Source organism: Actinotalea ferrariae CF5-4 (assembly GCF_000603945.1).
Classification (GTDB): Bacteria; Actinomycetota; Actinomycetes; order Actinomycetales; family Cellulomonadaceae; genus Actinotalea; species Actinotalea ferrariae.
In genome coordinates this window covers 1-18,953 of sequence record NZ_AXCW01000086.1, presented here as the reverse complement: position 1 = coordinate 18,953, position 18,953 = coordinate 1, and the positions used below count along the sequence as shown (strand labels likewise).

Genomic DNA, 18,953 nt, shown 5'->3' with positions numbered 1-18,953 from the left:
CCGAGGCCGACGCCCCCCAGCGCGACGTCGCGCAGCGCGAGACCGCCCCGCGCGAGGGCAACCGGCGCGAGGGCGCCCAGCGGACCCCGCAGCGCGACGGTCGCCAGGCCGAGCAGCTGCAGCAGCAGCGCGACCCCCGGCTTGCCGAGGCCGGTCGCGACGAGCTCGACGAGGAGGGCGGCGGCCGCCGTCGTCGTGGTCGCTACCGGGACCGCGACCGCAACAAGCGTCGTGGCCGTGGCCCGGAGCTCGGCGGGTTCGAGGAGCAGCCGGAGGTCAGCGACGACGACGTCCTGCTGCCCGTCGCCGGCATCCTGGACATCAAGGACAACTACGCGTTCGTCCGCACGAGCGGCTACCTGCCCGGCGACAACGACGTCTACGTCTCCATGAACCAGGTGAAGAAGCACGGCCTGCGCAAGGGCGACGCCGTCGTCGGCGCCGTGCGGCAGCCCCGCGACGGCGAGCAGCTGCCGCCGCAGGGTCGCAACAGCAAGGTCAACGCCCTGGTGCGGCTGGACTCGGTCAACGGCATGGCGCCGGAGCAGGCCCGCACGCGTCCGGAGTTCGGCAAGCTCACGCCGCTGTACCCGCAGGAGCGGCTGCGCCTGGAGACCGGGCCCACCGTCATGACGACGCGGATCATCGACCTCGTGGCGCCGATCGGCAAGGGCCAGCGCGGCCTCATCGTCTCGCCGCCCAAGGCGGGCAAGACGCTCGTGCTGCAGGCGATCGCCAACGCCATCACCACGAACAACCCCGAGGTCCACCTCATGGTCGTGCTCGTCGACGAGCGCCCCGAGGAGGTCACGGACATGCAGCGCACGGTGAAGGGCGAGGTCATCGCCTCGACCTTCGACCGGCCGGCCGACGACCACACCACCGTCGCCGAGCTCGCCATCGAGCGCGCCAAGCGGCTCGTGGAGCTCGGGCAGGACGTCGTCGTGCTGCTGGACTCGATCACGCGACTGGGGCGGGCGTACAACATCGCCGCGCCGGCGTCCGGCCGCATCCTGTCCGGCGGTGTCGACTCCTCCGCGCTCTACCCGCCGAAGCGGTTCTTCGGGGCGGCGCGCAACATCGAGCACGGCGGCTCGCTGACCATCCTGGCGACCGCGCTGGTCGAGACCGGATCCAAGGCCGACGAGGTCATCTTCGAGGAGTTCAAGGGCACCGGGAACATGGAGCTCAAGCTCTCCCGGCAGCTCGCGGACAAGCGGATCTTCCCGGCGGTGGACGTGGACGCCTCGGGCACCCGCCGCGAGGAGATCCTCATCCCCGCGGACGAGCTGAAGATCAACTGGAAGCTGCGGCGCGTGATGAGCGCGCTGGACCAGCAGCAGGCCATCGAGCTGCTCCTGTCCAAGCTCCGGGAGACGAGCTCCAACGTGGAGTTCCTGCTCCAGGTGCAGAAGACGACGCCGAGCGCGCCGGGCCACCACCACGACTGACCCCTCGGTGCCCCGGTGCGTGCAGCCCGCGCGCCCGGGGCGCCTGGGGTGCGGTGTGGGCGCCGTGCGCCCCCCCGCGTGCGACGCCGGGAAGGTTCGGCGGCGCGCCGGTGTTCTGGCAGACTGTCCCCTTGGTCTCCGGTTCCCGTGGACGAGCCCGTCCGCGACCCGGAGGTCGTGACCTCGAGGAGAGACCCGTGAAGAAGGACATCCACCCGGAGTACGTCGAGACGACGGTGACCTGCACCTGCGGGAACACCTTCACGACGCGCAGCACGCAGAAGAACGGCCAGATCCACGCCGACGTCTGCGCCGCCTGCCACCCGTTCTACACGGGCAAGCAGAAGATCCTCGACACCGGTGGCCGCGTGGCCCGGTTCGAGGCGCGCTACGGCAAGAAGGCCGGCGCCCAGTAAGGACTCCTGCGCCGGCGGGGTGCCGCGGACCTCGGTCCGGGCGGCCCCGCCGGCGCTGCTGTGTCCGGGCCCGATCGCAGGCCCGATCGCAGGCCCGGTCGACAGGCCCGGCCCGGGAGCCGACGACGAGGAGCACGCCATGATCGACGCGGTGGGTCCGCTGATCGCCGAGCACGCCGAGATCGAGGCACGGCTCGCGGACGCCGCCGTGCACGCGGACCCGGCCCTGGCCCGGTCGCTCGGACGCCGGTATGCCGAGCTCGGCCGGGTCGTCGCGGCGTACCGCGCGTGGCAGGAGGCCGACGGCGACGCGACGGCGGCGGCGGAGCTCGCGGCCGAGGACGCCTCGTTCGCCGCGGAGCTCCCGGCGCTGCGCGAGGCCGCGGCCCGTGCGGAGGAGGCCCTCGTGCGGGCCCTGGTCCCGCGCGACCCCGACGACGCCCGCGACGTCCTCCTGGAGATCAAGGCCGGCGAGGGCGGCGAGGAGTCCGCCCTGTTCGCCGGTGACCTGCTGCGCATGTACAGCCGGTACGCCGAGGCCAAGGGCTGGCGCACCGAGGTGCTCGAGGCGACGCACTCCGACCTCGGCGGGTACAAGGACGTGACGCTGGCCGTCAAGGCGCGCGGCACCGTGCCGCCCGAGGACGGCGTCTGGGCGCACCTGAAGTACGAGGGCGGCGTGCACCGGGTGCAGCGCGTGCCGGTGACCGAGTCCCAGGGCCGGATCCACACCTCCGCCGCCGGCGTCGTGGCCCTGCCCGAGGCCGAGGACGTCGGCGAGGTGCTGCTCGACCCGAACGACCTGCGCGTCGACGTCTTCCGCTCGTCCGGGCCCGGGGGCCAGTCGGTCAACACGACCGACTCGGCCGTGCGCCTCACGCACCTGCCGACCGGGATCGTCGTGTCCTGCCAGAACGAGAAGTCCCAGCTGCAGAACAAGGACGCCGCGCTGCGGATCCTCCGGGCGCGGCTGCTCGCCGCCCGCCAGGAGGAGGCGGCCGCCGCCGCGTCCCAGGCCCGCCGCTCCCAGGTGCGTACCGTCGACCGGTCCGAGCGGATCCGGACGTACAACTACCCCGAGAACCGCATCGTCGACCACCGGACGGGGTACAAGGCGTACAACCTCGACCAGGTCCTCGACGGCGACCTCGAGCCCGTCGTCCGCTCCGCCGTCGACGCCGACGACGCCGCCCGGCTGGCCGAGGCGGCCGGGTCCTCCTCGTGAGCGAGCAGGCCGCCGCGCCGCCTTCGCTGCGGCAGGTCGTCGCGGCGGCCGCCGCGGTCCTGGCCGAGGCCGGGGTGCCGTCCCCGCAGCACGACGCCGCCGCGCTCGCCGCCCTCGTCCTGGGGGTCCCGCGGTTCGAGTCCGCGCTCGTCGGTGCGGAGCCGGACGGCTTCCGTGCGCGGTACGCCGAGGTGGTGGAGCGCCGACGGCGGCGTGAGCCGCTCCAGCACATCGTCGGCGAGACCGGCTTCCGGCACCTCGTCCTGGCGGTCGAGCCGGGTGTCTTCGTGCCGCGGCCGGAGACCGAGTCGGTCGCGCAGCGCGCCGTCGACGAGGCGGCCGCGCTCGCCCGGGCGGGGCGGGCCCCCGTGGTGGTCGAGCTCTGCTGCGGCGCCGGGGGCATCGCCGTGTCCGTGGCCCTGGAGGTGCCGGGGAGCCGGGTCCTGGCGGTCGACCTCTCGCCGCAGGCGGTCGCCCTGACCGGGCGCAACGCCGAGCGCGCGGGGGTGCGGCTCGAGCGGCTCGTCGTCGCGGACGCGACGGCGGACGACGTGCTCGCGGACCTGGACGGCTCCGTCGACGTCGTCGTGGCCAACCCGCCGTACATCCCGCCCGACGCGGTGCCGGTGGACCCGGAGGTGCGCGACCACGACCCCGACCTCGCGCTGTACGGCGGGGGAGAGGACGGGCTGGAGGTCCCGCGGGGCGTGGTGCGGACGGCCGCGCGGCTGCTCCGGGCAGGCGGCCTGCTCGTCATGGAGCACGCGGAGGTCCAGGCGGCGCCGGCGCGTGCGCTCGCCGTCGGCACCGGTGGCTTCGAGGCCGTCACGACCGGGACCGACCTGACCGGGCGGGACCGCATGCTCGTCGCGCGCCGGGACCACGGGGCCGTCGTGCGAGACTCGCCGCTGTGAAGGTGATGGACTGCCAGGACCCGGCCTCCTGGGGCCCCGGGCTCGACGAGGCCGTGAACGTCCTGAGCCGCGGGGGCCTGGTGGTCGTGCCCACCGACACCGTCTACGGGCTGGCCGCCGAGGCCTTCACCCCGGCGGCGGTCGCGGCCCTCGCGCAGACCACGGGTCGCGCGGCGGGGACGCCCCCCGCGGTGCTCGTCCCGGACCGGCGCACCGTCGACGGCCTGTGCGCGGACGTCTCCGAGCCCGCGCGCGCGCTCCTGGAGGCGTTCTGGCCCGGCGCGCTGACGGTGGTGCTGCACGCGCAGCCCTCCCTCGCGTGGGACCTCGGCGACGACGGCGGCACGGTCGCCGTCCGCATGCCCGACCACCCCGCCGCCCTGACGCTCCTGCGCCGCACGGGTCCCCTGGCCGTCACCGGGGCCCACCGAGCGGGCGGGGAGCCGGCGCGCCGGCTGGCGGACGTCCTGCCCGACGTCGGCCCCGCGCAGCTCGCGCTGGACGCGGGCGAGCTGCCGCCCGCGGAGCGGTCGACCGTGGTCGACGCGACCGGCCCCGTCCCGCGCCTGCTGCGGGTCGGGGCGCTCGGCCTCGCGTCGCTGCGTGAGGTCACCGACGTCCTCGACCTGGACGGCTCCTCCGGCGAGGCGCGTCCCGCCGCCGAGCCGTCGTCGGCGACCGAACCCGCTGCGCCGTCGTCGGCGACCGAGCCCGCTGCGCCGTCGTCGGCGACCGAACCCGCTGCGCCGTCGTCGGCGACCGAGCCCGCCGAGCCGCTCCCATGAGGGTCTACCTGCTCCTCATGCTCGTCTCGGCGGCGGTGACGTACCTGCTCACGCCGCTGGCGCGGTGGGTCGCGCTGCGGACCGGCGCGATCACCGCCGTGCGGGACCGGGACGTCCACGTCATCCCCACGCCGCGGCTCGGTGGCGTGGCCATGTTCCTCGGGATGGCCGTCGCGATGGTCCTGGCGTCCCGCATGCCGTTCCTGGAGGGCGTGTTCACGGACTCGGCGGCGTGGGCGATCCTCGCCGGCGCGGGGGCCGTCACCCTGCTCGGGGCCGCCGACGACGTCTGGGACCTGGACTGGTTCACCAAGCTCGTCGGGCAGGTGCTCGCGGCCGGTCTCATCGCCTTCGGCGGCATCCAGCTCTACGCGATCCCGTTCGCCGACACCCTGACCATCGGGTCCAGCTACTTCTCGCTCGGCGCGACGGTGCTCACGGTCGTCGTCGCGATCAACGCGGTGAACTTCGTCGACGGGCTCGACGGCCTCGCGGCGGGCCTCATCGCCATCGGCGGCACGGGGTTCTTCGTCTACACGTACCTGCTCACCACGCAGGCGAGCAGCACCGACTACTCCAATCTCGCGACGCTCGTCGTCGCGGTCCTGGTCGGCGCGTGCCTCGGCTTCCTGCCGCACAACTTCCACCCCGCGCGCATCTTCATGGGCGACTCGGGATCCATGCTCATCGGCCTGACGATCGCGGCCGCCACCATCGTCGTCACCGGGCAGATCGACACCGTGGCCGTCTCCGCGCGGCAGGCCATCCCGGCGTTCCTGCCGATCCTGCTGCCGGTCGCCGTCCTGCTCCTGCCCTTGCTGGACATGGGTCTGGCGGTCGTCCGGCGGCTGGGGGCGGGCAAGAGCCCGTTCCACCCCGACCGGCGGCACCTGCACCACCGCCTGCTCCAGCTCGGGCACTCCCACCGGCGCGCCGTCCTCATCATGTACGTGTGGACGGCGCTGTTCTCCTTCGGCGGGGCCGCCCTGGTCGTCTGGTCCGTGCAGACGACCCTGTGGGTGGTGGGCAGTGCGGCCGTGGTCGCACTGCTCCTCACCCTCGGACCGCTCCGCCGCCTCACCCCTCGCACCCGCCGCGCCTCCGCCGGGCACGGGCCGCCCGCCTGACGCGCCCTCGACCCCCCACCACCGACTGGAGACACCCATGGCAGAGTCCTCGCACCCCCGACCGGCCGACGCGGACGCCGAGGACGCGTCGGGTCCGCCCGCCCGACCGGAGCCGACGGTCCGCGACGAGCCGGTGCGGAAGGTCTTCCGCCAGGCGCTGCGCGACATGCTCGTCCTCGTCGGGGCGCTCGCCGCCGTCGCCACCCCGGTCGCCGCCTGGCTGGTGGAGCCGACCTCTGCGGGGGCGTGGGGCGCCCTCCTCGGGGTGGCCGTGGCGCTGGTCTTCAGCGGCAGCACGGTCCTGGCGATGCTGCTCACCGCCCGGTCCTCGATCACCGCCGCCAGCGGTGCCCTCGTCGGCAGCTGGCTGCTCAAGACGCTGCTGCTCATCATCGCGTTCTCCCTGCTGCGGGACGAGGACTTCTACCACCGCGGCGTCTTCGCCGTGGTCGTCATCATCGGCGTGCTGGGCTCGGTCCTCCTCGACTACCGGGCCGTCACCGGGGGGCGGATCCCGTACGCGGACACCTCCACACGACCCCGGGTCTGATCATGAATCGTCGGGACCTTGGTCCCTCGCCGGGACGCGGACGGCGGTCAACGGGGGCCGCTGGATGCGTTAACATTTGGCCGATCCACAACGACCTGGCCCGGTGCCGCGCCTGCGCGCGCGCCGGCCTTGACCTGGGGAGTACCCACTGATCACCGCAGCGACGGACATGTTGCTGGCCGCGTCGGGAGACGGTGGCCTCCCGGTCCCCTCGATGACCGAGTTCTTCCCCCCGGCCATCGCGTTCGAGGGCACGATCTTCGAGTTCAACCGCATCTCGCTGGTGCGGTGGATCGCCGTCATCGCCCTCGTGGCCCTGTTCTGGGCCGTCGCGAGCCGGGCCCGCCTGGTGCCCGGTCGGGCCCAGAGCGTGGCCGAGATCGGCCTGGACTTCGTCCGGGTCAACATCGCCGAGGAGGTCCTCGGCAAGCAGCACGCGCGCCCCTACGTGCCGATGCTGACCACGATGTTCTTCGCGATCTTCTTCCTGAACGTCACGGGCATCGTCCCCGGGCTGAACATCCCGTCGAACTCGGTGGTGGCGGTCCCGCTGCTGCTGGCCGCCGCCGCGTTCGTGGCCTTCGTCTGGGCCGGGATCAAGGCGCACGGCGTCGTGGGGTACCTGCGGACGAGCCTGTTCCCGTCCGGCGTGCCGTGGCCGCTCTACGTCATCCTGACGCCGATCGAGATCATCTCGACCTTCATCCTGCGGCCGCTCACCCTGACGGTCCGTCTCATGGCCAACATGCTGGCCGGCCACCTGCTGCTGGTCACCTTCTTCATGCTGACCAACTACCTCTTCTTCGAGGCGGCGGGCGCGGTCAAGGCGGTCGGGCTGCTGACGTTCGGCGCGGCCTTCGCGTTCACCGTCTTCGAGCTGTTCATCTCGGCGCTGCAGGCCTACATCTTCACGCTCCTGACCGCCGTCTACATCAACCTCTCGCAGGAAGCGCACTGACCCATCGTCGGTCGCGACCGCGGCCGGTACTCGACCGATCGGACCCACCCCACGCGTGAGCGGGGGTGACACGGAAGGAAACACAGTGGACAACACCACCACGCTCGCGCAGCTGACCGGCAACATCGCCACGGTCGGCTACGGCCTCGCGACGCTCGGCCCGGGCATCGGCATCGGCATCCTGGTGGCCAAGACGCAGGAGAGCGTCGCGCGCCAGCCGGAGGTCGCCGGCCAGCTGCGGGTCAACATGTTCATCGGCATGGCCCTCATCGAGGCCCTCGGGCTCATCGGCCTGGTCGCGGGTCTGATCCTCTGATGACCGACGCCATCGTGCTCGCGGCGGGGGAGAGCAAGGTCCCCGAGGGGATCTTCCTCTTCATCCCGCCGCTGTACGACATCTTCGGATCACTGGCGGCGTTGATCATCATCGCGCTGGTCTTCTGGAAGAAGGTCCTGCCGACCTTCAACCGGGTGCTCGACGAGCGCGCGGAGAAGATCCAGGGCGGTATGGCCCGGGCCGAGGCCGCGCAGGCCGAGGCGCAGGTGGCGCTGGCCGAGTACCACCAGCAGCTCGCCGAGGCCCGCGCCGAGGCGGCCCGCATCCGCGAGGAGGCACGCGCCGAAGGCTCGACGATCGTCGCCGAGCTGCGGCAGAAGGCGTCCGACGACGCTGCGCGCATCCTCGAGAACGCCCAGCGTCAGATCGCGGCCGAGCGCCAGCAGGCGGCCGTGTCGCTGCGCGCCGAGGTGGGTGCGCTGGCGACGGAGCTCGCATCGCGCATCGTCGGTGAGGCACTCGCCGACGAGGCCCGCCAGTCGCGGGTCATCGACAGGTTCCTCGACGACATCGAGGCGTCCGCCACCATCGGGAGCCGGGAGAACTGATGCACGTCAGCAACCAGCCAGCGGTCCGGTCGGTGCAGGACGGCTACGAGCCGGTCCTGCTCGCCGCGGGAGCGCAGGCATCGGTGCTCGGAGCGCAGCTCTTCGGTGTGCTGGACGCGCTGGACGGCTCCGGCTCGCTCCGGCGTGCGCTGACGGACCCGGCCCGTCCGGGTGACGCCAAGGCCGGTCTGGTCGAGGGGCTGCTCACGGGGAAGGTCGACGGCCGTGTCGTCAGCCTCCTGCAGGAGCTGGTCCGGCTCCGCTGGTCCAGCGAGCGGGCGCTGCTGGACGCGATCGAGCGTCTCGCGGTGATCTCCGTGCTCGCCGCTGCGCAGTCCGAGGGCGCCCTGGAGCGGGTCGAGGACGAGCTGTTCCGGTTCGACCGCGTCCTGGTGCACCAGCGCGAGCTGCGCCAGGCCCTCACGGACCGCCGGGCGACGCCGTCCCAGCGCGGCGCCCTGGTGCACGACCTGCTCGGCGCAGGGCGGGTGCACGCGGCGACGCTCCAGCTCGTGGAGCGCGCGGCGGTGGCGCCCCGGGCACGCAGCACCGCGGCATGGACCGGCTCCGTGCTCGGGCTGGCGGCGGAACGCCGCGAGGTCCTCATGGCCGAGGTGACGGCCGCCGTGCCGCTCACCGCGGTGCAGGTCCAGCGCCTGACGGCGGTGCTCGAGCGGACGTACGGCCGTCCGGTGTCGGTGCAGGTGGCCGTCGAGCCCGACGTCATCGGGGGCCTGCGCGTCCAGGTCGGGCCGGAGCTGGTCGACACGACCGTGCTCGCCAGGCTCGACGACGTCCGCCGTCGGCTCGCCGGCTGATCCACTCCGAGCCCTCCGGGGCTCCCGCAGAACGTAGCGACCGCTCCGCGGTCATGACAGGAGAGAGACATGGCTGAGCTGACGATCAGGCCGGACGAGATCCGCGCCGCACTGGACAGCTTCGTGAAGTCGTACGCGCCCGAGGGTGCCGTCCGCGAAGAGGTCGGACGCGTCACGCTGGCCGGCGACGGCATCGCGCAGGTCGAGGGCCTGCCGGGCACGATGGCGAACGAGCTCCTCGAGTTCGAGGACGGCACGCTGGGCCTGGCGCTCAACCTCGACGTGCGCGAGATCGGTGTGGTGGTGCTCGGGGAGTTCACGGGCATCGAGGAGGGCCAGCCGGTCCGACGCACCGGCGAGGTCCTCTCCGTGGCCGTCGGCGACGGGTACCTCGGTCGCGTGGTCGACCCCCTCGGCACGCCGATCGACGGGCTGGGCGAGATCCAGACCGAGGGCCGCCGTGCCCTGGAGCTCCAGGCGCCCGGTGTCATGGCGCGCAAGAGCGTGCACGAGCCGCTGCAGACCGGGCTCAAGGCCATCGACGCGATGATCCCGATCGGGCGCGGACAGCGTCAGCTGATCATCGGCGACCGCCAGACCGGCAAGACGGCGATCGCGATCGACACGATCATCAACCAGAAGGCCAACTGGGAGTCGGGCGACCCGACGAAGCAGGTGCGCTGCATCTACGTGGCCATCGGTCAGAAGGGCTCCACGATCGCCGCCGTGCGCGGGGCGCTCGAGGAGGCCGGCGCGCTGGAGTACACGACGATCGTCGCGGCCCCCGCCTCGGACCCGGCCGGCTTCAAGTACCTGGCGCCCTACACCGGCTCCGCCATCGGCCAGCACTGGATGTACGGCGGCAAGCACGTCCTGATCATCTTCGACGACCTGTCGAAGCAGGCCGAGGCCTACCGCGCGGTGTCCCTGCTGCTGCGCCGCCCGCCGGGCCGTGAGGCGTACCCGGGTGACGTCTTCTACCTGCACTCCCGGCTGCTCGAGCGCTGCGCGAAGCTCAACGACGAGCTCGGTGCCGGGTCGATGACCGGCCTGCCGATGATCGAGACGAAGGCGAACGACGTCTCCGCGTACATCCCGACCAACGTCATCTCCATCACCGACGGGCAGATCTTCCTCCAGTCGGACCTGTTCAACGCGGACCAGCGGCCCGCCGTCGACGTCGGCATCTCGGTGTCCCGCGTCGGTGGCTCCGCCCAGGTCAAGGCGATGAAGAAGGTCTCCGGCACGCTCAAGATCGACCTGGCGCAGTACCGGTCGCTCGAGGCGTTCGCGATGTTCGCCTCCGACCTGGACGCGGCGTCGCGCCAGCAGCTCACCCGGGGCGCGCGCCTCATGGAGCTGCTCAAGCAGCCGCAGTACTCCCCGTACCCGGTCTCGGACCAGGTCGTCTCGATCTGGGCGGGCACCAAGGGCAAGCTCGACAAGGTCGCGCTGTCCGACGTGCGGCGCTTCGAGCAGGAGATGCTGGACCACCTGCGGCGCAACACGGACGTGCTGACGACGATCGAGACGACGGGTCAGCTGTCGGACGAGACCGAGGCGGCGCTGGCGGCGGCGATCGACGACTTCGCGGCCGGCTTCCAGCACGGTGCCGACGCCGCGGCGGATCCCCTCGCCGGCGGCGACGGCGAGACGGCCGACGTCGAGCAGGAGCAGATCGTCGCCCAGAAGAGGGCCTGAGCGTGGCAGGTCAGCAGCGGGTCTACCGGCAGCGGATCCGGTCGACGCAGTCGCTGAAGAAGATCTTCCGCGCGATGGAGCTCATCGCTGCCTCGCGCATCGGCAAGGCGCGGGCCAGGGTCGATGCGGCGTCGCCGTACGCCCGGGCCATCACCCGGGCGGTCTCGGCGGTCGCGACCCACGCGGACGTCGACCACCCGCTGACGACCGAGCGGGCCGAGCTGCGCCGCGCCGCGGTGCTCATCGTGACCGCCGACCGCGGGATGGCCGGCGCCTACTCGGCGTCGGTCCTGCGGGAGGCGGAGCGGCTCCTGGACCAGCTGGTCGAGGAGGGCAAGGAGCCGGTGCTGTACGTCACCGGCCGGCGGGGGGTGTCCTACTTCTCCTTCCGGCACCGTGAGACCGCCCGGCACTGGACGGGGTCCTCGGACGCACCGACGCTCGAGACCGCCCGCGAGGTCGTGGACACGCTCCTGGCGGCCTTCCTGTCGGAGGGCGACGACGCGGTCGGCGAGCTGCACGTGGTCTACACGCAGTTCGTCAACATGGTGTCCCAGACCCCGCGGGTCGTCCGGATGCTGCCGCTGGAGGTCGTCGAGGGCGTCGCCGAGGTGGGGACCGAGCCGCTGCCGCTGTACGAGTTCGAGCCGTCGGCCGACGTCGTCCTGGACGCCTTGCTGCCCCGATACGTGCAGAGCCGCATCTACAGCTTCCTGCTGCAGGCCGCGGCCTCCGAGCTCGCCTCGCGTCAGCGGGCGATGCACACGGCCACGGAGAACGCCGAGGAGCTCATCCGCACGTTCACCCGGCTGGCGAACCAGGCCCGCCAGGCCGAGATCACCCAGGAGATCAGCGAGATCGTCTCCGGCGCCGACGCGCTGGCGTCCTCCTGATCGACGAGAAGCCCGCACACACCACCGCCGGACATGCTCCGGTCGAGCGAAGCGAGAGAGACATGACTGCCACCGCCACCGACGCCGCCACCCCGAACGCGGGTGCGCCGGGCACGGGCCGGGTCGCCCGGGTGATCGGCCCGGTCGTCGACATCGAGTTCCCGACCGACGCGATCCCTGAGATCTACAACGCGCTCGAGGTCGACGTCGACACCTCGGTGCTCGGTCAGGACGACGGGGTCTTCACCCTGCGGCTCGAGGTCGCGCAGCACCTCGGCGAGTCCATGGTGCGCGCGATCGCGCTGAAGCCGACCGACGGCCTGGTCCGCGGCGCCGTCGTCCGGGACACGGGCGCGCCCATCTCCGTCCCCGTGGGCGACGCGACCCTGGGTCACGTCTTCAACGTGACCGGCGAGGTGCTCAACCTCAAGGAGGGCGAGCGCCTGGAGGTGACGGAGCGGTGGCCCATCCACCGCAAGCCCCCGGCCTTCGACCAGCTCGAGGCGAAGACCCAGATGTTCGAGACGGGCATCAAGGTCATCGACCTGCTGACCCCGTACGTCCAGGGCGGCAAGATCGGCCTGTTCGGCGGTGCCGGCGTCGGCAAGACGGTCCTGATCCAGGAGATGATCTACCGCGTCGCGAACAACCACAACGGCGTGTCGGTCTTCGCCGGCGTGGGGGAGCGCACCCGTGAGGGCAACGACCTCATCGAGGAGATGACCGAGTCGGGCGTCATCAAGCAGACGGCGCTCGTCTTCGGCCAGATGGACGAGCCGCCGGGCACGCGTCTGCGCGTCGCGCTCTCGGCCCTGACGATGGCGGAGTACTTCCGCGACGTGCAGAAGCAGGACGTGCTGCTGTTCATCGACAACATCTTCCGGTTCACCCAGGCCGGCTCCGAGGTCTCGACGCTGCTCGGCCGCATGCCCTCCGCGGTCGGCTACCAGCCGAACCTCGCCGACGAGATGGGCCAGCTCCAGGAGCGCATCACCTCCACGCGTGGTCACTCCATCACGTCGCTCCAGGCCATCTACGTCCCGGCCGACGACTACACCGACCCGGCGCCGGCGACGACGTTCGCCCACCTGGACGCCACGACGGAGCTCTCCCGTGAGATCGCGTCGCGTGGTCTGTACCCCGCCGTGGACCCGCTGACGTCGACCTCGCGCATCCTCGACCCGCGCTACGTGGGCCAGGAGCACTACGAGACGGCGACGCGCGTGAAGTCGATTCTCCAGCGCAACAAGGAGCTGCAGGACATCATCGCGATCCTCGGCGTCGACGAGCTGTCCGAGGAGGACAAGATCGTCGTGGCCCGCGCGCGGCGCATCCAGCAGTTCCTGTCGCAGAACACCTACATGGCGACCCAGTTCACCAACGTCCCGGGCTCGACCGTCCCGATGAGCGAGACCATCGAGGCGTTCAAGAAGATCGCCGACGGCGAGTTCGACCACATCGCCGAGCAGGCCTTCTTCAACATCGGTGGCCTCGAGGACCTGGAGCGCAACTGGGCGCGCATCCAGAAGGAGATCGGCTGACCCCGGTCAGCCCCCGCGGCGGTCCCGGGGCCGGCTGAGCCGGCCCCGGGTCCCGCCCGGTACCCGACCGCCGCCCCCCGGCGGTCGCCCACAGCACCCGACACGAGGAGACACGCGTGGCACACCTGGAGGTCGACCTCGTCGCGGCGGACCGCAAGGTCTGGTCCGGCGAGGCCAGCATGGTGAGCGCACCGGCCGCCGACGGCGACATCGGCATCCTGCCCGGCCACGCCCCGGTGCTGGCCACGCTGCGCGCCGGGACCGTGCGGATCACCCCGACCGGCGGCGAGGTGCGGCAGGTGCGGATCGACTCCGGGTTCCTGTCGGTCGACGGTGACCGGGTGACCGTCGTCGTCGACAGCGTCGACGACGGGTCCGCCACGACCACCGCACGCTGACCGGGACGTCGACGGGTCCTGCCTCGTGGAGCTCTCGGGTGCGCTGATCGTCCTGGGCCTCCTGCTGCTCCTCCTCGCCGTGGTGCTGGCGATGTTCTGGTCGCGCCAGACGACGCTCTCGCGGCGGGTCGGGTCGTTCTCCTGCGGCCTGCGCCCCGACACGTCGAGCGACCGCCCCTGGACGACCGGGATCGCGCACTACACGAGCTCGCGGCTGGTGTGGTGGCGCGTCCTGTCCCTCTCGCCCCGCCCCGCGGCGGCCTGGTCCAGGGACGAGCTCACCCTGGTCGAGCGGGTCCCGCTCGGCGAGGTCGACGAACGCGGGCGGCAGATGCTGCTCGTCCGCTGCGTGCACGGCTCCGACGCCTTCCAGGTGCTCATGTCCGCGCCGGCCTGCGCCGGGCTCGTCTCCTGGCTCGAGTCCGGGCCCCGCCCCGTCGGAAGGGTCATCTAGTGCGCCTCGTCGTCGCGCGGTGCGCCGCCCGCTACACCGGCCGGCTCTCGGCGCACCTGCCGCTCGCGACGCGGCTCATCGTCGTCAAGGCGGACGGGAGCGTCCTGCTGCACTCCGACGGCGGCTCGTACAAGCCACTGAACTGGATGAGCCCGCCCTGCACCCTCGCGGTGGCCGACCCGGCGCCCGAGGCGGCGGCAGCGGGCGTCACCGCGGTCTGGAACGTGCAGCACGCGAAGTCGGACGACCGGCTCGAGATCGAGCTGCACGACGTCCTGCACGACTCGGCCCACGAGCTCGGGGTCGACCCCGGACTGGTGAAGGACGGCGTCGAGGCGCACCTCCAGGCTTTGCTGGCCGAGCAGATCGGCCTCCTGGGCACCGGCCACGTGCTGGTCCGGCGGGAGTACCCGACGGCGATCGGGCCCGTCGACATCCTCGCGCGCGACGGGGACGGCGCCACGGTCGCGGTCGAGATCAAGCGCCGCGGCGACATCGACGGCGTCGAGCAGCTGACGCGGTACCTCGAGCTCCTGAACCGGGACCCGCACCTGCACCCGGTCCGCGGCGTCTTCGCCGCCCAGGAGATCAAGCCGCAGGCGCGCGTGCTGGCGCAGGACCGGGGGATCGCGTGCGTCGTCCTGGACTACGAGGCGATGCGCGGCGTCGACGACGTGGACTCCCGGCTGTTCTGACGCGCCTCGTGCGCGAGGCCGCCGGTACCGCGCCCCTGCCCTCCGAGCGACCCTGAGGCGACGCGGGCGGCAGGCCCCGGGCGGCGCCGCGTGCGTGCCACGATGGCGCCATGAGCACCTCCGAGACCAGCGCGTCGGGAGCGGGCGCGCCGACCACGGCCCCGGCGGAGCGCCGGGCGGACCTGGCCGCGCTGCGGCGGTCCTACGAGGCCGGCGAGCTCCTCGAGGCCGACGTCGATCCCGACCCCTTCGTGCAGTTCCGCCGCTGGTTCGACGACGCTGCCGGGGCCGGGCTCCTGGAGCCGAACGCGATGGTCCTCGCGACCGCCGACGCCCAGGGGGTGCCGTCGGCCCGGACGGTGCTGCTCAAGGGCCTGGACGACCGGGGCTTCGTCCTCTTCACCAACCACCTGTCGCGCAAGGGCCGCGAGATGCAGGAGAACCCGCGCGCGTCGCTCGTGTTCCCCTGGCTCGAGATCGACCGCCAGGTCGTCGTCTGCGGTGACGTGGAGGAGGTGGACCGGGGCGAGACCGAGGCGTACTTCCGCTCGCGGCCGCACGGCTCGCGACTCGGCGCGTGGGCGAGCGAGCAGTCCGCCGTGGTCCCTGACCGGGCCGCGCTGGAGGACCGGTACGCCGCGCTCCAGCGCGAGCACCCGGAGGGGACCGACGTCCCCGTGCCGGACCACTGGGGCGGGTTCCGCGTCGTCCCCCGCTCCGTCGAGCTCTGGCAGGGCCGTCCCTCGCGCCTGCACGACCGATTGCGCTACCGGCGCACGGACGAGGGGTGGGCCCTGGAGCGACTGGCGCCCTGAGCGCGGCGTGAGCGCGGCGCGTGGACGGGCCGCGCCGCCGCCGGCCGGGTCCGCGGCGCCGTCGGCGGGATCCCACGCCGTCGGCGTGAAAGCGCTCCCACGGTGCGGCATGATGGAGGGCACCCCGCCCCGACCTCCCGAGGACCCGCCATGACCGGCACGCCCCGCACGTTCCCCGCCGACTTCCTCTGGGGTGCCGCCACGGCGTCGTACCAGATCGAGGGCGCCGTCGACGAGGGGGGCCGCGGTCCCTCCATCTGGGACACCTTCAGCCGCACGCCCGGGAGGGTCCTCAACGGGGACACCGGTGACGTCGCCGCCGACCACTACCACCGCATGGCCGACGACGTGGCCCTCATGAAGGAGCTGGGCCTCGAGGCCTACCGCTTCTCGATCGCCTGGCCGCGCATCCAGCCGACGGGTCGCGGCCCGGCGAACCCGGAGGGTGTCGCCTTCTACTCCGGCCTCGTCGACGAGCTCCTCGCCGCCGGCATCCGCCCGGTCGCCACGCTGTACCACTGGGACCTGCCCCAGGCCCTGGAGGACGAGGGCGGCTGGACCTCGCGCGCGACGGCCGAGGCCTTCGGCGAGTACGCGCGCCTCGTCGCCGAGGCGCTGGGGGACCGCGTGTGGCTCTGGACGACGCTCAACGAGCCGTGGTGCTCCGCCTACCTCGGGTACGCCTCGGGCGTGCACGCCCCCGGCCGGACCGACGGCGCCGCGGCGCTGGCCGCCGTGCACCACCTCAACCTCGCGCACGGGCTCGCGGTCCGCTCGATCCGGGAGGTGCTCGGCGACGACGCGCGCGTGTCGGTGACGCTGAACCTGCACGTGACCCGCGCCGCGACGGACGCGCCCGAGGACCGGGACGCGCAGGCCCAGGTCGACGCGGTCGCGAACGAGGTCTTCCTCGGCCCGATGCTCGAGGGTGCGTACCCGGAGCGCCTCCTGGCGGACACGGCCCACCTGACGGACTGGTCCTTCGTGCACGAGGGGGACCTGGCGGTCGTCCAGCAGCCGCTCACGGCGCTCGGCGTCAACTTCTACTCCACGGGCCGGGTCCGCCGGTTCCGCGGCGAGGCCGCCGTCGGGGTCCCGCGTGCCGACGGCCACGGCGACTCCGCCTTCAGCCCCTGGGTCGGCTGCGACCTCGTCGAGTGGCTCCCGCAGCCCGGCCCGCACACGGCGATGGGCTGGAACATCGAGCCCCAGGGCCTCGTCGACCTCCTCCTGGGGCTGCACGAGCGCTACCCCGCGCTCCCGTTGATGGTCACCGAGAACGGCGCCGCGTTCGAGGACGAGGTCTCGCCCGACGGCCGCGTCCACGACGAGCGGCGCGTCGCCTACGTCCACGACCACCTCGAGGCCGTGGGCCGCGCGATCGACGGCGGCGCGGACGTCCGCGGGTACTTCGTCTGGTCCCTCATGGACAACTTCGAGTGGGCGTACGGCTACGACCGCCGCTTCGGGGTCGTGCGCGTCGACTACGACACCCTCGAGCGCACGTGGAAGGACTCGGCGCTGTGGTACCGGGAGGTGGTCCGCACCCGGACCCTCGTCCCGGTCGAGGTCGCCGCCACCCTGCCGCCCGTCGCCGCCGCGTCCGAGGGGTCAGCCCCGCGCTGACCCGCCACGGCCCCGGTCGGGGCGTCGTCGTCGGGGGTGGGAGGATGAGCCGCATGCCCAGGGGACGACGGTCGAGCCGGCGGCCGTACGGGACCCCGCCCGAGCCGCTCGACCTCGACCGGGCCCTCGGTGGCCGGCGCAGCGAGTCGGCGGCGGACGGCGAGTGGACCGTCCAGCACGTCCGGGGCGGGAGCAAGACGTACACGTGCCCGGGGTGCCAGCAGGACGTCCCCGCCGGGACCCCGCACGTCGTGGCCTGGCGCTCCGACGCGCTCCTCGGTCCGGAGGCCGCGGTCGAGGGCCGCCGGCACTGGCACGCCGCGTGCTGGCAGGCCCGGCACCGACGGCGCTGAGGCCCTCCGGCAGCGCCGACCGGACGACACGGCCCCCGAACGTGGCGCGCCGGGGCCGGGGGTGCGGTATCCAGGAGGCGACGACGACGTGCCGGGAGGTCCGGCCGCGAAGGAGGACCATGACCACCGACGGCATGCTGCGGCTCCACACGCTCCGCCGGGGGGCGCCCGGGCGGCTGCCGCTCGTGCTCCTGCACGGCTTCCCCCTGGACCACCGCATGTGGCTCGACGTGACGGACCTGCTGCCGGGTGACCCGACGGTGCTCGCCCCCGACCTGCCGGGCTTCGGGGACTCCCCGGCCGGGGACGACGTCGCGGAGGGCCTGGGCGCCCCTGCGGGCACCCCGTCGCTCGAGGTGGCCGCGGACGCGGTCGCGGCCGTCCTCCGCGAGGCCGGGGTGGAGCGCGCCGTCGTCGCCGGCCTGTCCATGGGCGGCTACGTGGCGATGGCGGTCCTGGAGCGGCACCCCGACCTGGTGGCGGGCCTCGGCCTCGTCGACACCAAGTCCACGGCCGACGACGACGCGGCCCGCGCCCGCCGTCTGGAGCTGGCCGACACCGTCCTGGCCGAGGCCCGCGTCGACGCGGTGCTCGGGATGCGGAGCGCCGTCCTCGGCGCGACCAACCGCGTGGCCCGCCCGGACCTCGTGGACCGGGTGGAGGGGTGGATCCGGGACCAGGGGCCTGCGGCCGTCGCCTGGGCGCAGCGCGCCATGGCCGCGCGGCCGGACCGGACCGCGGTGCTCGAGGCCTTCGACGGTCCCGCCGTCGTCGTGGTGGGGGAGGAGGACGAGCTCTCGCCGCCCGCGGCCGCCGAGCACCTCGTGGCCGCGCTGCGCGACGCGCAGCTCACCGTGGTCCCCCGGGCCGGCCACATGACGCCCAACGAGAGCCCCGAGCCGGTCGCCTCGGCCCTGGGTGGTCTGCTGCGACGCGCGCACGGCTGACGGGCCCGACCCGGCGTCCGAGAGCCGGTCAGCGCTCCCCGTCGAGGACGGCGCGCAGGGCGTCGGCGAGGTCGACCGACTCCCCGTCGCGCCCGCCCCTGCCCAGGACGAGCGGGGGGTCGGCCGGGACGGGCACGACGCCGCGCACGAGCGCCCGCAGGCTGCCCGGCACGCCCAGCACGTAGAAGTCGCCGGAGGTGGAGACCGCGACGGACTCGTTGCGCCGGAGGTACCAGCCCTCCAGCGGGGTGCGGTACCGGTGCCGGCCGTCGTAGCTCCGGGCCCGCAGCGGCACCGGGGCCGGCCCCCGCTCCTGCGCCGCCGCGACGAAGTCCGCGAGCAGGCGGCGGGCCGCGGTGTGCTCGGCCGCCTGACGGCGGGCGAGCGCGTCCGCCTGGGCA

22 protein-coding genes are annotated in these 18,953 nt (G+C 73.4%); 21 read left to right on the top strand and 1 reads right to left on the bottom strand.

What is annotated here, in order from left to right; all coding sequences use genetic code 11:
- The 21 genes from rho to N866_RS09405 form a co-directional block, all read left to right on the top strand.
- A partial coding sequence (gene rho / locus N866_RS09505; RefSeq protein ID WP_034225672.1) for a transcription termination factor Rho occupies nt 1-1,451 on the top strand: 1,451 nt, incomplete at its 5' end.
- Between the two features lie 197 nt (nt 1,452-1,648).
- Nucleotides 1,649-1,867 carry a 50S ribosomal protein L31 gene (gene rpmE, locus N866_RS09500; RefSeq protein WP_034225670.1) on the top strand — a complete coding sequence of 73 codons (219 nt, stop codon included), beginning with the start codon at nt 1,649-1,651 and terminating at the stop codon, nt 1,865-1,867.
- A gap of 139 nt (nt 1,868-2,006) precedes the next feature.
- Nucleotides 2,007-3,092: a peptide chain release factor 1 gene (prfA, locus tag N866_RS09495; protein ID WP_034225685.1), complete on the top strand. Its 1,086-nt coding sequence runs from the start codon at nt 2,007-2,009 to the stop codon at nt 3,090-3,092.
- Nucleotides 3,089-4,006, top strand: a complete 918-nt coding sequence (gene prmC, locus N866_RS09490; RefSeq protein ID WP_081802506.1) for a peptide chain release factor N(5)-glutamine methyltransferase — start codon at nt 3,089-3,091, stop codon at nt 4,004-4,006. The genes prfA and prmC overlap by 4 nt, the downstream gene beginning before the upstream one ends.
- A gap of 5 nt (nt 4,007-4,011) precedes the next feature.
- The gene (locus N866_RS09485; protein ID WP_052022753.1) at nt 4,012-4,791 is read left to right on the top strand and encodes an L-threonylcarbamoyladenylate synthase; all 780 of its coding nucleotides are present in this window, start codon (nt 4,012-4,014) and stop codon (nt 4,789-4,791) included.
- Nucleotides 4,788-5,918 carry a glycosyltransferase family 4 protein gene (locus N866_RS09480; RefSeq protein ID WP_034225668.1) on the top strand — a complete coding sequence of 377 codons (1,131 nt, stop codon included), beginning with the start codon at nt 4,788-4,790 and terminating at the stop codon, nt 5,916-5,918. Before N866_RS09485 ends, N866_RS09480 begins: the two co-directional genes overlap by 4 nt.
- Nucleotides 5,919-5,955: 37 nt before the next feature.
- On the top strand, nt 5,956-6,468 hold the full coding sequence (locus N866_RS09475; RefSeq protein ID WP_034225666.1) for a Cg1360 family ATP-synthase-associated protein: 513 nt from the start codon (nt 5,956-5,958) through the stop codon (nt 6,466-6,468).
- A 214-nt stretch (nt 6,469-6,682) separates the two neighbouring features.
- Complete coding sequence (gene atpB, locus N866_RS09470) at nt 6,683-7,426, top strand: F0F1 ATP synthase subunit A (RefSeq protein WP_245612486.1); 744 nt, start codon at nt 6,683-6,685, stop codon at nt 7,424-7,426.
- An 85-nt stretch (nt 7,427-7,511) separates the two neighbouring features.
- Nucleotides 7,512-7,742 carry an ATP synthase F0 subunit C gene (gene atpE / locus N866_RS09465; RefSeq protein ID WP_281173221.1) on the top strand — a complete coding sequence of 77 codons (231 nt, stop codon included), beginning with the start codon at nt 7,512-7,514 and terminating at the stop codon, nt 7,740-7,742.
- Complete coding sequence (locus tag N866_RS09460) at nt 7,742-8,311, top strand: F0F1 ATP synthase subunit B (RefSeq protein WP_034225661.1); 570 nt, start codon at nt 7,742-7,744, stop codon at nt 8,309-8,311. The genes atpE and N866_RS09460 overlap by 1 nt, the downstream gene beginning before the upstream one ends.
- On the top strand, nt 8,311-9,129 hold the full coding sequence (locus N866_RS09455) for a F0F1 ATP synthase subunit delta (protein ID WP_034225659.1): 819 nt from the start codon (nt 8,311-8,313) through the stop codon (nt 9,127-9,129). The genes N866_RS09460 and N866_RS09455 overlap by 1 nt, the downstream gene beginning before the upstream one ends.
- 69 nt (nt 9,130-9,198) lie before the next feature.
- On the top strand, nt 9,199-10,830 hold the full coding sequence (atpA, locus tag N866_RS09450; protein ID WP_034225657.1) for a F0F1 ATP synthase subunit alpha: 1,632 nt from the start codon (nt 9,199-9,201) through the stop codon (nt 10,828-10,830).
- Between the two features lie 2 nt (nt 10,831-10,832).
- Nucleotides 10,833-11,723, top strand: coding sequence for a F0F1 ATP synthase subunit gamma (locus tag N866_RS09445; protein WP_034225655.1), 891 nt, complete (start codon nt 10,833-10,835; stop codon nt 11,721-11,723).
- Nucleotides 11,724-11,785: 62 nt separating this feature from the next.
- Nucleotides 11,786-13,264 (top strand): F0F1 ATP synthase subunit beta, encoded by a 1,479-nt coding sequence (gene atpD / locus N866_RS09440; RefSeq protein ID WP_034225653.1) that lies wholly within the window; start codon nt 11,786-11,788, stop codon nt 13,262-13,264.
- A 116-nt stretch (nt 13,265-13,380) separates the two neighbouring features.
- On the top strand, nt 13,381-13,662 hold the full coding sequence (locus tag N866_RS09435; RefSeq protein ID WP_034225651.1) for a F0F1 ATP synthase subunit epsilon: 282 nt from the start codon (nt 13,381-13,383) through the stop codon (nt 13,660-13,662).
- A gap of 25 nt (nt 13,663-13,687) precedes the next feature.
- Nucleotides 13,688-14,116: a DUF2550 family protein gene (locus N866_RS09430; protein ID WP_052022752.1), complete on the top strand. Its 429-nt coding sequence runs from the start codon at nt 13,688-13,690 to the stop codon at nt 14,114-14,116.
- Nucleotides 14,116-14,811, top strand: a complete 696-nt coding sequence (gene nucS / locus N866_RS09425) for an endonuclease NucS (RefSeq protein WP_034225649.1) — start codon at nt 14,116-14,118, stop codon at nt 14,809-14,811. The genes N866_RS09430 and nucS overlap by 1 nt, the downstream gene beginning before the upstream one ends.
- 110 nt (nt 14,812-14,921) lie before the next feature.
- Nucleotides 14,922-15,626, top strand: coding sequence for a pyridoxamine 5'-phosphate oxidase (pdxH, locus tag N866_RS09420; RefSeq protein WP_081802505.1), 705 nt, complete (start codon nt 14,922-14,924; stop codon nt 15,624-15,626).
- Between the two features lie 150 nt (nt 15,627-15,776).
- Nucleotides 15,777-17,252 (top strand): glycoside hydrolase family 1 protein, encoded by a 1,476-nt coding sequence (locus N866_RS09415; protein WP_034225647.1) that lies wholly within the window; start codon nt 15,777-15,779, stop codon nt 17,250-17,252.
- A gap of 53 nt (nt 17,253-17,305) precedes the next feature.
- Nucleotides 17,306-17,605 carry a hypothetical protein gene (locus N866_RS09410; protein WP_034225645.1) on the top strand — a complete coding sequence of 100 codons (300 nt, stop codon included), beginning with the start codon at nt 17,306-17,308 and terminating at the stop codon, nt 17,603-17,605.
- A gap of 119 nt (nt 17,606-17,724) precedes the next feature.
- Complete coding sequence (locus N866_RS09405) at nt 17,725-18,552, top strand: alpha/beta fold hydrolase (protein WP_034225643.1); 828 nt, start codon at nt 17,725-17,727, stop codon at nt 18,550-18,552.
- Nucleotides 18,553-18,580: 28 nt separating this feature from the next.
- On the opposite strand, the gene N866_RS21360 is transcribed toward N866_RS09405, so the two are convergent.
- On the bottom strand, nt 18,581-18,953 hold a 373-nt coding region (locus N866_RS21360), incomplete at its 5' end, for a hypothetical protein (protein ID WP_034225641.1).